General features: G+C 57.6%; 10 protein-coding genes and 1 other RNA gene. 6 read left to right on the top strand and 5 right to left on the bottom strand.

Going from position 1 to position 16,350, the window contains the following annotated elements; translation table 11 throughout:
• Positions 1-6: 6 nt before the first annotated feature.
• Together menI and ACNQ0W_RS11115 are read right to left on the bottom strand one after the other, a co-directional pair.
• The gene (gene menI, locus ACNQ0W_RS11120) at positions 7-417 is read right to left on the bottom strand and encodes a 1,4-dihydroxy-2-naphthoyl-CoA hydrolase (RefSeq protein WP_062932569.1); all 411 of its coding nucleotides are present in this window, start codon (positions 415-417) and stop codon (positions 7-9) included.
• Complete coding sequence (locus tag ACNQ0W_RS11115) at positions 414-3,470, bottom strand: FAD-binding and (Fe-S)-binding domain-containing protein (RefSeq protein ID WP_062932568.1); 3,057 nt, start codon at positions 3,468-3,470, stop codon at positions 414-416. Before ACNQ0W_RS11115 ends, menI begins: the two co-directional genes overlap by 4 nt.
• 199 nt (positions 3,471-3,669) lie before the next feature.
• Between ACNQ0W_RS11115 and ydiK the strand changes: the two genes are divergently transcribed.
• Together ydiK and rprA are read left to right on the top strand one after the other, a co-directional pair.
• Positions 3,670-4,785 (top strand): AI-2E family transporter YdiK, encoded by a 1,116-nt coding sequence (gene ydiK / locus ACNQ0W_RS11110; protein ID WP_045911644.1) that lies wholly within the window; start codon positions 3,670-3,672, stop codon positions 4,783-4,785.
• A 209-nt stretch (positions 4,786-4,994) separates the two neighbouring features.
• An RNA gene (gene rprA / locus ACNQ0W_RS11105) (antisense sRNA RprA) lies at positions 4,995-5,102 on the top strand.
• A gap of 5 nt (positions 5,103-5,107) precedes the next feature.
• Here the strand turns inward: rprA and ACNQ0W_RS11100 are convergent.
• The 3 genes from ACNQ0W_RS11100 to ppsA all read right to left on the bottom strand — a co-directional run bounded on the left by ACNQ0W_RS11100 (position 5,108) and on the right by ppsA (position 11,500).
• Positions 5,108-7,483, bottom strand: coding sequence for a glycoside hydrolase family 3 N-terminal domain-containing protein (locus ACNQ0W_RS11100; protein WP_062932567.1), 2,376 nt, complete (start codon positions 7,481-7,483; stop codon positions 5,108-5,110).
• Positions 7,484-7,486: 3 nt separating this feature from the next.
• Positions 7,487-8,887 carry an MFS transporter gene (locus ACNQ0W_RS11095; protein ID WP_017384642.1) on the bottom strand — a complete coding sequence of 467 codons (1,401 nt, stop codon included), beginning with the start codon at positions 8,885-8,887 and terminating at the stop codon, positions 7,487-7,489.
• Between the two features lie 234 nt (positions 8,888-9,121).
• Complete coding sequence (gene ppsA, locus ACNQ0W_RS11090; RefSeq protein ID WP_062932566.1) at positions 9,122-11,500, bottom strand: phosphoenolpyruvate synthase; 2,379 nt, start codon at positions 11,498-11,500, stop codon at positions 9,122-9,124.
• Positions 11,501-11,835: 335 nt separating this feature from the next.
• Here ppsA and ppsR point away from each other — a divergent pair, with 335 nt between their 5' ends.
• The 4 genes from ppsR to ACNQ0W_RS11070 all read left to right on the top strand — a co-directional run bounded on the left by ppsR (position 11,836) and on the right by ACNQ0W_RS11070 (position 16,323).
• Positions 11,836-12,669: a posphoenolpyruvate synthetase regulatory kinase/phosphorylase PpsR gene (gene ppsR, locus ACNQ0W_RS11085; RefSeq protein WP_017384644.1), complete on the top strand. Its 834-nt coding sequence runs from the start codon at positions 11,836-11,838 to the stop codon at positions 12,667-12,669.
• Between the two features lie 150 nt (positions 12,670-12,819).
• Positions 12,820-13,866, top strand: a complete 1,047-nt coding sequence (aroH, locus tag ACNQ0W_RS11080) for a 3-deoxy-7-phosphoheptulonate synthase AroH (protein WP_045336613.1) — start codon at positions 12,820-12,822, stop codon at positions 13,864-13,866.
• 209 nt (positions 13,867-14,075) lie between these two features.
• Positions 14,076-14,264, top strand: a complete 189-nt coding sequence (gene hemP, locus ACNQ0W_RS11075) for a hemin uptake protein HemP (RefSeq protein ID WP_062932565.1) — start codon at positions 14,076-14,078, stop codon at positions 14,262-14,264.
• Positions 14,265-14,340: 76 nt separating this feature from the next.
• Positions 14,341-16,323 carry a TonB-dependent hemoglobin/transferrin/lactoferrin family receptor gene (locus ACNQ0W_RS11070; RefSeq protein ID WP_062932564.1) on the top strand — a complete coding sequence of 661 codons (1,983 nt, stop codon included), beginning with the start codon at positions 14,341-14,343 and terminating at the stop codon, positions 16,321-16,323.
• Positions 16,324-16,350: the final 27 nt, after the last annotated feature.

Here is a 16,350-nt window from a genome sequence, read left to right as displayed (position 1 = left end):
GAAACTTTACACAACGGCCGTCGTCAGCCTGGATGAACAACACAGGCGATCCTGCTCGTCCAGGATATCAATCTGCCACACCTGATGACGGCTTCCGGCATGCAGCGCCCGGCAGACGCCGCGCACGCGCCCGCTGCGAACGGAGCGGATGTGGTTGGCATTGACCTCCAGCCCCACCACCTTCTGCTCTCCTTCCGTACACAGGTAGCCCGCCACCGACCCCAGCGTTTCGGCCAGCACGACGGACGCGCCGCCGTGCAGCAGGCCAAACGGTTGATGAGTACGTCTGTCTACCGGCATCGTCGCTTCCAGTTCGTTGTCGCCAATGCGCGTGAACTGGATATCCAGCAAACCGACCATGTTCTCCGCGCCCATGGCATTTAAGGCCTCCAGCGTGACCGCACGTTTCCAGATCATCCTATAATCTCCAGTAAAGCCTGCAATGGATGGCGGACGCCGTTACCTTCCACCCGTTTCACCTGGCTGCGACAGGAGTAGCCCGTCGCCAGGCAGCGGTTGCGTGGCAGGCGCTGCATCGCCTGATGCCACGACAGCTCATAAATGCCGAGCGAATGAGCGTGGTTTTTGACTTCATGGCCGTAGGTTCCGGCCATGCCGCAGCAGCCCACATTGACGCTTTCCAGCTTCGCGCCAAACCGGGCAAAGATAGAAGCCCACTGGGCAGGCGCCGTCGGCAGCGCCGTCACTTCGGTGCAGTGCCCAAACAGATACCAGGCTTCTCCGCTGACCTCCTGAGAAGGCGTTTGCGTCAGCACCGCAGGCAACCACTCGTGCACCAGTAAGACCTGAAACTCACCGCGCTTATCGCCGAGTGTCTGCTTATATTCATCCCGGTAACAGAGCACCAGCGCCGGATCGACGCCCACCATCGGTATGCCGAGCTGCGCCACGCGATTCAGGAAATCTGAAGTTTTCTGCGCGGTTTTCGCAAAGCGGGTGAGGAAGCCTTTAATGTGCTGCGCCTTGCCGTTCGGCGAGAACGGCAGCACCACCGGCTGGTAGCCGATTTTCTCGGCCAGTCGGACAAAATCGGCCACCACCTGCGCATCGTAATAGCTGGTAAACGGATCCTGCACCACCAGCACCACCTTCGCTTTCTGCTCAGGGCTTAATGCTTCCAGTTGTTCCAGAGTCATGTTCGCCGAGCGATGCCCCACCAGCCGACGCTGGAGCGATGGCACCGACAGCAGCGGCAGATCCACCATGCCGATATGTTTTTCAGACAGTTTGCGCACCAGCGGCTGGTTGATAAAGAAGTTAAAGGTTTTTGGCGCACGGGCCATCAGCGGCGCGTAACTCTCCACCGTCGCCACCAGATGATCGCGCATCGGGCGCAGATAGCGCGTGTGGTACAGCTGGAGGAAGCGGGAACGGAATTCCGGTACGTCAATTTTAATCGGGCACTGGGTTGAACACGCCTTGCACGCCAGGCAGCCGGACATCGCCTCTTTTACCTCATGCGAGAAATCGTATTCGCCTTTGTTCGCATGCCAGCTGTTGCGGGTGCGTTCGATAAGCCCGCGCAGGCTGGCGCGTTTTTCCGGCAGCTCCTGTTCCAGCTTGAGCGGGTCAACGCCGCGATCGGCCAGCAGGCGCAGCCATTCGCGCACCAGCGTGGCACGCCCTTTCGGGGAATGAATACGGTTGCTGGTGATTTTCATCGACGGACACATCGGGCTTTTCACATCGAAGTTGAAGCACAGCCCGTTGCCGTTGCACTCCATCGCGCCACGCCAGGAAGCGCGTACCGCAATCGGAATTTGTCGGTCATAGGTGCCGCGCTTGACGGCGTCCACCTGCAACATCGGCGCATCAACGCCCTCCGGCGGGCAGATTTTTCCCGGGTTAAGGCGGTTATCAGGATCAAACGCGGCTTTCACCTTACGCAGCTCGGCGTAAAGTTGTTCGCCAAAAAACGCCGGGCTGTACTCGGCGCGGAATCCTTTGCCGTGCTCGCCCCATAACAAACCGCCGTATTTGGTCGTGAGGGCCACGACCTCGTCGGAGATCGCCTTCATCAGGATCTCCTGCTGCGGATCGCACATGTCCAGCGCCGGGCGCACGTGCAGCACACCCGCGTCCACGTGCCCGAACATGCCATAGCTCAGACCATGGCTGTCGAGCAGCGCGCGAAACTCCACGATATAATCCGCCAGATGTTCCGGCGGCACGCAGGTATCTTCCGCAAACGGAATCGGCTTCGCCGCCCCTTTCGCGTTGCCGAGCAGCCCCACCGCCTTTTTACGCATCGCGTAGATTCGCTCGATGCCGGAGAGATCGTTACACAGCTGCCAGCCAATGACGCCGCCTTCCCCCTGGGCAATCAGCTCGTCCAGACGCTGGCAGAGCGTGCTTACCTGGCTCTCAATCAGCTCTGCGTCATCCCCGGCGAACTCGACGATGTTCAGGCCGAGCATCTCTTTATCCGGCACGTCGGTAATCAGTTCGCTCACCGAATGCCAGACGATATCTTCCCGGGCCAGGTTCAGAACTTTTGAATCGACGGTTTCCACCGACAGCGCCCGCGCCTCCACCATAAACGGTGCATTACGCAGCGCGGAGTCAAAGGAGTTGTATTTGACGTTCACCAGACGGCGCACCTTTGGCAACCGGGTGATATCCAGACGCGCCTCGGTGATGAAGGCCAGCGTCCCTTCTGACCCGGTCAGTACGCGGGTAAGATCGAACTGGCTCAGATCGTCATTAAAGACATGGCGCAGATCGTAGCCCGTCAGGAAGCGGTTGAGCTTCGGGAATTTGTTGAGGATCAGTTCGCGATTTTCGCGGCAGCGCTCCAGCACGGTGCGATAAATCCGTCCGCTGGTGGTGCTCTCTTTTGCCAGCGTTTCGGCCAGCTCGACCGGCATCGGTTGGGTATCGAGGATATCGCCCCCCAGCAGCACCGCCCGCACACCCATAACGTGATCGGAGGTTTTGCCGTAGACCAGCGAGCCCTGCCCCGAGGCATCGGTGTTAATCATCCCGCCAATGGTCGCGCGATTACTGGTGGAAAGCTCCGGCGCAAAAAAATAGCCGTAAGGTTTCAAAAACTGATTCAGCTGATCTTTGATCACCCCCGCTTCCACACGCACCCACCCCTCTTCCGGGTTGATCTCAATGATGCGGTTCATATAGCGGGACATATCAATGATAATGCCCTGGTTCAGCGCCTGCCCGTTGGTGCCCGTCCCGCCGCCGCGCGGGGTAAATACCAGGGAGCTGAAACGCTCCTGCGACGCCAGGCGGGCGATGAGCGCCACATCGGCGGTAGAGCGCGGGAAAACGACGGCATCGGGAAGAAGCTGGTAAATACTGTTATCGGTCGCCATCGTCAGCCTGTCGGCATAATCGGTGGCGGTATCACCTGTAAAACCCTGTTGCTCCAGTGCCTGCAAAAAATTAAGCACCAGCTGAACGACGCCCGGTGCCTGAGAAATCTGTGGGATCATTGCTGTCGACCCTAATGAGAATAGTGTGAAATCGTTTGCGTTGTGTCTGGAAAGTTTTATCACATTTTTTTCTTATGTGCTTCGTAGAATTACGGGCAAAATCCGCCTGTCAAAAATCGCTGAAATCACTAATGATTAGAGAGATGCGGTTTATATTCCCATCAGCCTTGCTGGTGTTCATTTAAGGAAAGTTTCGTTTATGGTCAATCTTCGTCAGCCCAGGGATGTCGCGCAGATACTGCTGTCGGTGCTGTTCTTAGCCATTATGATTATTGCGTGTCTGTGGATCGTTCGTCCTTTCGTGCTCGGATTTGCCTGGGCCGCGACCGTCGTCGTCGCCACCTGGCCTTTACTCTTGCGTTTGCAGAAACTGCTGTTTGGTCGCCGCGGCCTGGCCGTGCTGGTGATGACGCTGCTGTTGTTCCTGCTGTTTATTATTCCCATTGCTCTGCTGGTTAACAGCCTGGTTGACAGTAGCGGCCCGGTTATTCGCGCGGTCACCAGCGGTGATATGACGCTGCCGGATCTCGCGTGGCTGAACAGCATTCCTGTTGTAGGCGCAAAACTGTACAGCGGCTGGCACAGCCTGCTGGAGATGGGCGGTAGCGCCCTGATGGCTAAAGTGCGCCCGTACATCGGCACAACCACCACCTGGTTTGTGGGGCAGGCTGCGCACATTGGTCGCTTCATGATGCACTGTACGTTGATGCTGGTCTTCAGCGCCCTGCTGTACTGGCGCGGCGAGCAGGTTGCGCTGGGGGTACGACATTTCGCCACCCGACTGGCAGGTAAACGCGGCGATGCGGCCGTGCTGCTGGCAGCCCAGGCCGTCCGCGCGGTGGCGCTCGGCGTGGTGGTCACGGCGCTGGTGCAGGCGGTGCTTGGCGGAATCGGGCTGGCGATTTCCGGCGTACCGTATGCCACCATTTTCACCGTCGTCATGCTGATGACCTGTCTGGCGCAGCTCGGTCCGCTGCTGGTGCTGGTTCCCTGCATTATCTGGCTTTACTGGACGGGGGATACGACCTGGGGCACGGTGCTGCTGGTCTGGAGTTGCGTGGTGGGCACCATGGATAACGTGATCCGTCCCCTCCTCATCCGCATGGGCGCTGACCTGCCGCTGATTCTGATCCTGTCCGGGGTAATTGGAGGGTTAATTGCCTTCGGCATGATTGGCCTGTTCATCGGTCCGGTGCTGCTTGCGGTGACCTGGCGACTCTTCTCCGCCTGGGTGCATGAAGTGCCAGCGCCGGGAACCGATCCGGATGTCATCTTAAGCGAACTTGAAGAGCTGGAAGATAAGAACGCGCAGTAAGAACGGATGCCGGGTGGCGCTAACGCTTACCCGGCCTACACTCTCCACAGCAATACTTAAACGTTGCTAAACTATTTATTCTCTGCGCACTGGTCAGACCCGCCTTTTCCTGCCTAAAACCGTCATTCTCTTCAAGAAATCTTTACCTCCCTTTAACTATTGAGACGAATCCGATCGACTCAAAATCCTGGCATGCCTACTATTAAGACACGGTTATAAATCAACACCTTGATTTATAAGCATGGAAATCCCCTGAGTGAAACAACGAATTGCTGTGTGTAGTCTTTGCCCATCTCCCACGATGGGCTTTTTTTTATCCTTTTTACGCCCGTGTAATGTCACAGCTGCTGAGCATCCGCCATTCCCCCGCCAGCACCCGCGTCTCCCCGGTTACCCGCACGTTCACCACCGCGCGAATATCCGCCGAGGACGCGCCAACCTGTAGCTCAAATTCCCCTGGCTCGATAATCCGCTTCCCGTCCCGGCGGGTGAAATTAAACATCTCCACCGGCAGGGTAAAGGTCAGCGTGGCGGTTTCTCCCGGTGAAAGCGTCACGCGCTGGAACGCTTTCAGCTCCTGAAGCGGACGCACCTGCGTGGCGACCTTATCGCGTACGTACACCTGCACCACTTCGCTGCCGCTGCGCTCGCCGGTGTTGGTGATATCGACGCTTAACGCCACCTCTCCGTCGATCGGGACGCGGCTTTCAGCCAGGCGGGCCGCGCCCCAGCGAAACTGCGTCCAGCCGAGACCGTAACCGAACGGGTAAAGTGCGCCGAAATGGAACGCAAACGGCGTGCCGCCGCTTTTCAGCTTGTGGTTATAGTAGTACGGCATCGCCCCGGCGTTTTTCGGCACGCTCACTACCAGCCTGCCCTGCGGCTCCGCGCGGCCGGTTAAGACATCGGCAATCGCCCAGCCCCCTTCCTGCCCCGGCGCCCAGGCCATCATCAGCGCGGCCACCTTCTCTTCCAGCCCCTGAAGGTTATAAGGCCGCCCACCCGTCATGACGACAATCACCGGCTTACCGGTTGCCACCAGCGCCTCCAGCAGCTGTTGCTGCACGCCTGGCAGATCCAGCGAATCGGTATCCGAACCTTCCCCCACGGTGCCGCTCTGGAACAGCCCGGCGAGGTCGCCCACGCAGGCCACCACCACGTCACTCTCTTTTGCCGCGCTCACGGCGTCGGGGATCAGATCCGTGCGTTGTGAAACCGGCGATTGCTGCATCAGTTTACCGCCGCTGTCGCCCGGGAACACCGGCGCGCCCGCCATCCGTTTTTCGATAATGTGGCATCCTTTGGCGTAACGTATCTGTGAAGCGCCAAGGTACTGTTCCAGCGCCGCGCGCGGGGTAGTCACCTGCGAGGTCTCTTCAACCATATCGCTGATGATCAGATGAACCGGGAAGCTGTAGCCGCTCAGCAGCGCCAGCGGATCGTCCGCCGTCGGCCCCACTACCGCTACACGGGGTTTTCCGCCGAGGGGCAAAATGCCGTTATTTTCCAGCAGCGTGATCGATTTTGTTGCCACCTCGCGCGCCACCTGCCGGGTCGCCTCATTCTGCAAATCGATACCGTCTTCGTCGGCGTACGGTTTTTCAAACAGCCCGAGACGGAATTTTTCACTTAGCACGCGCGCCACAATCTCATCCACTTTCGCCATTGAGATAAGCCCACGCTCTACCGCTTCCGCCAGATGACGCGCGCAGTCATCCTTCGGCAATTCCACGTCCAGCCCGGCATTAAACGCCAGCGCCGCCGATTCCGCTGGATCGTGAGAAATCCCGTGGTGCTGGTGCAGCAGGCTGACGCCGCCGTAATCCGCCACGATAATGCCGTCGAAGCCCCACTGTTCACGCAGCACAGTGGTGAGCAGGAAATGGTCGCTGTGTCCTGGCTGATTATCAATGTCGTGATAGGCTGGCATCACCGAACCGGCGTTGGCCAGCTTCACCGCCATCTCAAACGGCAGCAGGAAGGTATCGTTAAGCTCGCTGAAACCGAGATGGACCGGCGCATGGTTGCGCGCCCCTTCGCTGAAGGAGTGGCCGACGTAATGTTTCAGGGTCGCCAGCAGATCGCGCTTATCGCCCTGCAACCCCTTCACGTAGGCCGTCGCCATTACCCCTACCAGCCACGGATCTTCCCCAAAGGTCTCTTCCGTCCGTCCCCAGCGCACATCGCGCGAGACATCCAGCACCGGGGCCAGCCCCTGCTGGCACCCGACGGATCGGGCCTCTTTGCCAATCTGCTCCGCCGCGCGCTGCACCAGCGCCGGGTCCCAGGTGGAACCGTAGTTCAGCGACGACGGGAACAGGGTTGCATCTTTGCACAGCAGCCCCACCAGACACTCCTCATGAAACAGCGCCGGAATGCCGAGCCGGGTCTCCTCCATCATCATGCGTTGCAGCCGGTTGGCGGCACGCACGCCGGTTTTTGCATCAACAATGTGCGTGCCGAGCGGGCGGGTGATCTGCCCGACGCCGAGCTTCAGCCTTTCGCCGAGGGACGCCTGTTCGCTTACGCCAGCGAATTCATCGCTCAGATCGCTGCGCTCGCGGTGGTTGCCGTGTTCTTCGAGGATCAGCCAGTACGCGTGCATCTGGGCAAATTTCTCTTCCGGCGTCATACGCGCCAGTAAATCAGCGACACGCTCGTGTACGGGACGTCCCGCGTCCTTGTAGATCGCAGTCATGGTTTACTCCTGTAGTGCGGATTGGGTTGCCGGGCTGAGCTGCCCCGCATCGTTTCGACTATCGCGTTTGCTGGCCAGCTCGCGGGCGATGCTGTCCACCAGCCGGCTGTTAAGTTTGTAGATGGCAAGGAGCGCCACCATGCAGAGGAACAGCGCGCAGGGGATCAGGGTGAACAGGGCATTGATGGTTGCAAGAACGTGAGGCGCCTGGTTTGCCTGACCGGGAGCGTAATCCACCATGCCAAGCACCCAACCGACCACCGCCCCACCCAGCGCCAGCCCAAATTTGATGGCAAACAGGGCGGTAGAAAAGACCAGCCCGTCCAGGCGGCGGCCGCTACGGTGTTCTTCGTAGTCCACCACATCGGAGAACATCGTCCATTGCAGCGGCGTGGTCAGGTTCTGAATAAAGCTAAACACAATATTCAGACCGAATATCAGCCACACCTGCGAAGGCGGAATGAAGAAAATCAGCGCGCCAAAAATAACGAAAGAAATAATGGTCCACTGATAGGCACGCACCCGGTCAAATTTCCCCAGCAGGCGTTCAGATAATAATGCGCCGCTTAAGGAGGCCACCATGCCGGAAACAATAAAGGCAAAAACCAGTTCCGGACGTAACAGAACATAGTTGACGTAATACATGGTCGCAGAGCCACGCGTCACGACGGCGGTTAACAGTAAAATATTAAACAGAAAAACAATTCGCCACTGGCTATTGGCGGCCAGCAGTTTTAAATCCGTCAGCATCGAGCCGGAGGTGTCATTGCGCGGCGAGTAACGCTCCCGGGTCATAAAGAAGCAGCAGAAGAATAAAACAATACCCAGCAGCCCCATCAGGCTCATGGCATAGAAATAGCCTTTTTGCACATTCCCCTGGCCTAATAATGAGACCAGTGGCAGCGCGATGACCGTTACAATCAATCCGCCGATAAACGACAGGCCAAAGCGCCAGGATTGCAGCGAGTGGCGTTCGCGCGGGTCGAGCGTCAGCGCGCCGGGCATGGCGCAGTAAGGGACGTTAATCGCGGAGTAGATCAGGCTCAGGATGGCATAGGTTACGCAGGCATAGACAATTTTTGCCGTCGCCCCGGCATCCGGTACGTAGAAGGTAATCAGGCAGCTCACGCCAAACGGAATGGCAAACCAGAGCAGCCAGGGACGAAAACGACCGTGGCGAGTCTGAGTGCGGTCCACCAGCGCGCCAATGCACGGGTCGACAAACGCATCGACCACGCGCACCACTAAAAACATGGTGCCCATAATGGCCGCCGGCAAACCGAATACGTCCGTATAGAAATAAGCGAGAAATAACGTTGCCGTTTGCCAGACCAGCGCGCTGGCCATATCGCCGAGGCCATAACCTATTTTATCTTTGGTACGTAATACAGAGGAGATTGTCATTGTTATTTGCCTTTTTATCAGGTTAAAACGTATTTCAACCAGTCGCGCATCATCCCGACGGATGTACGCGGTAAGGCTCAAGTATTAGCAACGCCCTGCCCGCTAACAATTGTCTAAATTAACAGATAAATTATGATATTTGGTTTTTTGCTTTATTTGTGATGGTGAGCATATTCGCAGGAAAATAAAAAAGGCGAGGACAGATATCCTCGCCTTTTTCAGGTTGTGCAGGTTTTACTTGTTCAGCTCTGCCAGGCTCAGCCAGGTCTGCACCACGGTGTCCGGGTTCAGGGAGAGGCTATCAATCCCCTCGTCCATCAGCCAGGCCGCAAAGTCTTCATGGTCAGAAGGACCCTGCCCGCAAATCCCGACATATTTACCCTGTTTCTTCGCCGCGCGGATGGCCATGGAGAGCAGCGCTTTCACCGCCTCGTTACGCTCATCGAACAGCTCAGAGACAACGCCGGAGTCGCGGTCCAGGCCGAGCGCCAGCTGCGTCATGTCATTCGAGCCAATGGAGAAGCCGTCGAAGTGCTCCAGGAACTGCTCGGCCAGCAGGGCGTTGGACGGAATTTCACACATCATGATGATCTTCAGCCCGTTCTCGCCGCGCTTCAGCCCCTGACGCGCCAGCTCATCCACCACCGCTTTCGCCTGATCCACGGTACGGACGAACGGGATCATGATTTCCACGTTGGTCAGCCCCATGTCATTGCGCACGCGTTTTACCGCCTCGCACTCCAGCGCGAAGCAGTCGCGGAAGCTTTCCGACACGTAGCGTCCGGCGCCGCGGAAGCCCAGCATCGGGTTCTCTTCTTCCGGCTCGTAGCGTTCGCCGCCCACCAGGTTGGCGTATTCGTTGGACTTAAAGTCCGACAGACGCACGATCACGCGTTTCGGGTAGAAGGCCGCGCCGAGCGTGGCGATCCCTTCCGTCAGACGACCCACATAGAACTCTCTCGGCGAGTCGTAACCCTTCATCATCTCGCGGATTTCGTTTTGCAGTTTTGCGTCCTGGTCGTCGAACTCCAGCAGCGCACGCGGGTGCACCCCGATCATACGGTTAATAATAAATTCCAGACGCGCCAGGCCCACGCCTTCGTTCGGCAGGCAGGCGAAGTCAAACGCGCGGTCCGGGTTACCGACGTTCATCATGATCTTCAGCGGCAGGTCCGGCATGGTATCCACGCTGGAGCTTTTCACGCTGAAGTCGAGGATATCGGCATACACGTAGCCGGTGTCGCCTTCGGCACAGGAGACCGTCACCTTCTGGTCGTCCTTCATGCGTTCGGTCGCGTCACCGCAGCCGACCACCGCCGGTATCCCCAGCTCACGGGCGATGATAGCCGCGTGACAGGTACGGCCGCCGCGGTTGGTGACGATGGCGGCCGCTTTTTTCATGATCGGTTCCCAGTCCGGGTCGGTCATGTCGGTCACCAGCACGTCGCCAGGCTGAATGCGGTTCATCTCGCTGATGTCGTGGATCACTTTCACCGGACCGGCACCGATGCGGTGACCAATTGCGCGGCCTTCCGCGACAATTTTGCCCTGCGCGTGCAGCGTGTAGCGCTCCATGACCTGACCGCGTGAACGGACGGTTTCCGGACGTGCCTGCACGATAAACAGCTTGCCGGTGTGTCCGTCTTTCGCCCACTCGATGTCCATTGGACGGCCATAGTGTTTTTCAATCTGCACCGCCTGCTTCGCCAGCTCTTCCACTTCGGCGTCGGTCAGCGAGAAGCGATCCCGCTGCTCCTGCGGTACATCTTCAATGGTGACCTGCTTGCCATGCTCTTGCGTCGGAGCATAGATCATGCGGATTTTTTTCGAGCCCATGGTGCGACGTACCACTGCCGGACGGTTAGCCGCCAGCGTAGGCTTGTGCACGTAGAATTCGTCAGGGTTTACCGCCCCCTGCACCACCATCTCGCCCAGACCCCACGCGGAGGTGATAAACACCACCTGGTCGAAGCCGGATTCAGTGTCGATAGAGAACATCACGCCGGAAGAGCCCACGTCGGAACGCACCATGCGCTGTACGCCTGCGGAGAGCGCCACGCCACGGTGGTCATAGCCCTGATGGACGCGATAGGAGATGGCGCGGTCGTTGAACAGGGAAGCAAACACATGCTTCACCGCCACCAGCACCGCCTCGTAACCCTGGACGTTGAGGAAGGTTTCCTGCTGCCCGGCGAAAGAAGCATCCGGCATATCTTCCGCGGTGGCGGAAGAGCGCACGGCAAAGGAGGCCTGCGCATCGTCAGCGGAGAGCTGGTTGTACGCGTCGTGAATGGCTTTTTCCAGTTCCGGCTGGAAAGGTGTGTCGATAATCCACTGGCGGATCTGCGCCCCGGCTTTGGCAAGCTCGGTGACATTATCAATATCCGTTTTATCCAGCAGGTCGTAAATGCGCTGGTTTACACCGCTCTGGTCTAAAAACAGGTTAAACGCATCGGCGGTCGTGGCAAACCCGTTTGGTACGGAGACACCCATACCGGACAGATTTGTAATCATTTCACCCAGGGAGGCATTTTTGCCCCCAACTCTGTCTACATCATTCATGCCGAGTTGGTTATACCAAAGCACCAGCGGTGACGAGCCATTGTTGGACATCGAAACAATCCTTTTGTGATATTTGATCGGAGTAAGAAACACCTGACTACGTATTTATACTGGCATATTTATTTCCGCTAAAAAAACGGTGAATCGTGTAAGCAATTTAAATTTTCAACTTTTCGGACAGTTTCCCGGCACTCGCTAACCCGATGATTCCTATAGATTCCGGCAAAAACCATAGAAATAAAGCCGCTATTCGAAAAATGAAATCCACTTTTCAGGAAAATCAAAAACACCATTTCATTTAAAATTCAGATAAGTTCTTTGCTGTGAAATTAACTTTTTTAATTTATGCTTTCAGACAATTAGGTACGCTATTCAGGGTGGATAAAATGGATAATGCTGTCGATCGCCACGTTTTTTATATTTCTGATGGGACGGCGATTACCGCCGAGGTGCTGGGACACGCGGTGATGTCGCAGTTTCCGGTATCGATAAACAGCATCACGCTGCCGTTCGTGGAAAATGAGAGCCGGGCCAAAGCGGTTAAGGACCAGATCGACGCTATTTACCAGCAGACCGGCGTTCGTCCGCTGGTGTTCTATTCCATTGTGATCCCTGAGATCCGCAACATCATTCTGCAAAGCGAGGGCTTCTGTCAGGACATCGTGCAGGCGCTGGTTGCCCCCTTGCAAAGCGAGCTGAAGCTCGACCCGACGCCGATCGCCCACCGTACCCACGGGTTGAACCCCGGCAACCTGACCAAATACGATGCGCGTATTGCCGCCATTGACTACACCCTGGCGCACGACGACGGGATCTCCCTGCGCAATCTCGACCAGGCGCAGGTGATTTTGCTCGGCGTGTCGCGCTGCGGTAAAACCCCCACCAGCCTTTACCTGGCGATGCAGTTTGGCATTCGTGCCGCCAACTACCCCTTTATTGCCGATGATATGGATAACCTGGTGCTTCCCGCCGCGCTCAAGCCGCTCCAGCATAAGCTGTTTGGGCTGACCATCAACCCGGAACGCCTGGCGGCGATCCGCGAAGAACGTCGCGAGAACAGCCGCTACGCCTCGATGCGCCAGTGCCGAATGGAAGTCTCCGAAGTCGAAGCGCTATACCGGAAAAATCAAATTCCCTGGCTGAACAGTACCAACTATTCAGTAGAAGAAATTGCCACCAAGATCCTCGATATCATGGGGCTGAATCGCCGCATGTACTAATATGCTAGTACATTAATCCAGTTTCAGTTATTATCATGCCATCCTCGGGGCGACGTGCCCCGAACTTGAAATCAGCAGGGATTGGTTTAAGGTGATGCCCATCACTTCCCGGTAGTCTGCCGATGAAGCAAAAAATTTCTGAGACATTCCATGAACAAAACCGACGAACTGCGCACCGCGCGCATTGATAGCCTGGTCACACCGGCTGAACTGGCCCGGCTGCATCCCGTATCCGCCGAGGTGGCGGACCATGTGACGGCCTCCCGTCGCCGCATCGAAAAAATTCTCAATGGTGAAGACAAACGTCTTCTGGTGGTGATTGGCCCCTGCTCCATCCACGACCTGGACGCGGCAATGGATTATGCACAACGCCTTCAGACGCTGCGCGGCACGTATCAGGATCGCCTGGAGATCGTGATGCGTACCTACTTTGAAAAACCGCGTACCGTCGTAGGCTGGAAAGGATTGATTTCCGATCCCGATCTGAACGGTAGCTACCGGGTAAATCACGGTATTGCGCTGGCGCGCAAGCTACTGTTACAGGTTAACGAGCTGGGCGTGCCGACTGCCACCGAATTTCTGGATATGGTGACCGGACAGTTTATTGCCGACCTCATAAGCTGGGGCGCGATTGGCGCGCGTACCACCGAAAGCCAGATCCACCGTGAAATGGCGTCGGCGCTCTCCTGTCCGGTGGGCTTCAAAAACGGAACGGACGGCAATACCCGAATTGCGGTAGATGCCATCCGCGCGTCACGCGCCAGCCATATGTTCCTCTCCCCGGATAAAAACGGCCAGATGACCATCTACCAGACCAGCGGCAACCCGTTCGGACATATCATTATGCGTGGCGGTAAAAAACCAAATTACCATGCAGAAGATATTGCCGCCGCCTGTGAAACGCTGGCGGAATTTGACCTGCCGGAGCATCTGGTGGTGGATTTCAGCCACGGCAACTGTCAGAAACAGCACCGCCGCCAGCTGGACGTCTGCGAGGAAGTTTGCCAGCAGATCCGCAGCGGCTCGACCGCCATTGCAGGAATTATGGCGGAGAGCTTTATCAAAGAAGGCACGCAGAAGATCGTCGCCGGACAGCAAATGGTCTACGGCCAGTCAATCACCGACCCGTGCCTGAGCTGGGAAGACAGCGAACGGCTGCTGGAGATGCTGGCTTCAGCCGTGGACACGCGCTTTTAAAATCCTGCCGGGTGACGCTGCGCTTACCCGGCCTACGGTACGTGCCCTTATCCCTCTCCCCGTGGGAGAGGGTCGGGGTGAGGGCATCAAACCGCACCTCTACCACAAATTTGATCCTCTCACCCTTTTTTCACAAAAACGCTTGCCGTGAATTTGCAGTTTATTGATAATGATTATCATTGTTACATTGATTGTTATTTATAAACATTATGTCAACGACCGATAACAGCGCGGCAACGCCAACAAAAACACACACAGCGCCGTCCCCTGCTCCCACCGATCGCCGAATCGACAGCAAAACTCTGTTAGGTGAGGAGGGACGGGTTATTATCGAGCATGACGGCCAGCACTACCTGCTGCGCCAGACCAATGCCGGAAAACTGATCCTGACTAAATAAACCAGACAACACATTCGCCAGCCACCCAGGTGATCCCCAGGCAGCCAGCGCTTTTCAATTCTTATGGAGAGTTGCTATGCCACACCTGCAATCCGCGTCTTTACGCCCGTCTCTTCTGGCGCTGGCGATTGTCAGCATCCTGCCGGGCGTTACGTTTGCCGCCGCAGACGAGATCACCGTCACCGCCACCGGCAATGCCCGCAGCGCCTTTGAAGCCCCCATGATGGTGAGCGTGGTTGACGCCACCGCCCCGGAAAACCAGACCGCCGGCTCCGCCGCCGACCTGCTGCGCAAGGTGCCCGGTCTGACGCTGGACGGCACCGGGCGCACCAACGGTCAGGACGTTAACCTCCGGGGTTATGATCGCCGTGGCGTGCTGGTGCTGGTGGATGGCGTGCGCCAGGGCACCGATACCGGACACTTGAACAGTACGTTCCTCGATCCGGCGCTGATCAAACGTATCGAATTGGTGCGCGGCCCTTCCGCCTTGCTGTACGGCAGCGGCGCGCTGGGCGGCGTAATTTCGTATGACACCGTCGACGCCAGCGATCTGCTGGATGCAGGTAAAAACAGCGGCTATCGCGTATTTGCTACCGGCGCGACGGGCGATCACAGCATCGGGATGGGTGCCAGCGCCTATGGCCGCACCGATACCCTGGACGGTCTGGTCTCCTGGTCCAGCCGCGATCGCGGCGACATTCGCCAGAGTGACGGCGCGAGGGCGCCAAACGACGAATCCATCAACAATATGCTGGCGAAAGGCAGCTGGAAAATCGATCCGGCGCAGACGCTGAGCGGCTCCCTGCGCTACTACAACAACGACGCGCAGGAGCCGAAAAATCCGCAGACCACGGATGCCAGCAGCAGTAACCCGATGACCGATCGTTCCACCATTCAGCGCGATGCCCAGCTTGGCTACCGCATTGCGCCAGCCGGAAACGACTGGCTGAACGCCGATGCAAAAATTTACTGGTCCGAAGCGCGGATCAACGCCCAGAACATCGACGCCAGCGGCGAGTTCCGTAAGCAGACCACCAAAGGCGGCAAAGTGGAAAACCGCACCCGCCTGTTCAGCGACTCCTTCGCCTCGCACCTGCTGACCTACGGCGGTGAATACTATCGTCAGGAGCAACACCCTGGCGGCGCGACTACCGGCTTCCCGGACGCAAAGATCGACTTCAGCTCCGGCTGGTTGCAGGATGAGATCACCCTGCGCGACCTGCCGGTAACGCTTCTCGGCGGGACGCGTTACGACAACTACCGCGGCAGCAGCGACGGTTACGACGACGTGGATGCGGATAAGTGGTCATCACGCGCCGGGTTAACCGTGAATCCAGCCGACTGGCTGATGCTGTTCGGCTCTTACGCCCAGGCCTTCCGCGCGCCAACGATGGGCGAGATGTATAACGACTCGAAGCACTTCTCTATCGGCAGCGTCTACACCAACTACTGGGTGCCGAACCCGAACCTGCGTCCGGAAACTAACGAAACCCAGGAGTTCGGTTTTGGGCTACGTTTTGACGATCTGCTGCTCGCCAACGACGCGCTGGAGTTCAAAGCCAGCTACTTCGACACCAAAGCGAAAGATTACATCTCCACCGCCGTCGATTTTGCGGCGGCCACCACCATGTCCTATAACGTACCCAATGCCAAAATCTGGGGCTGGGACATGATGGCAACCTACGCGACCAGCCTGTTCAACCTCGACGTGGCCTACAACCGCACGCGCGGGAAAGATACCGACACGGGCGAGTACATCTCCAGCATCAACCCGGACACCGTCACCAGCAAGCTGGATATCCCGGTGGCGCAAAGCGGCTTCTCCGTGGGCTGGATCGGCACCTTCGTCGAACGCTCAACGCACATCAGCAGCAGCTACAGCGAGCAGCCTGGCTACGCAGTGAATGATTTCTACGTCAGCTATAGAGGTCAGCAGCAGTTCAAAGGCATCACCACCACCCTCGTGCTGGGGAACGCCTTCGACAAAGCCTACTGGTCACCACAAGGCATCCCGCAGGATGGCCGCAACGGCAAGATCTTCGTCAGTTATCAATGGTAATTCCCTTCGGGGCAACGATTCAGAAGG

This window comes from Enterobacter cloacae complex sp. 6730903 (genome assembly GCF_048283985.1).
Classification (GTDB): domain Bacteria; phylum Pseudomonadota; class Gammaproteobacteria; order Enterobacterales; family Enterobacteriaceae; genus Enterobacter; species Enterobacter hormaechei_C.
Note: the sequence above shows the minus strand (reverse complement) of the source record. Positions and strands in the feature narration are given on the sequence as shown.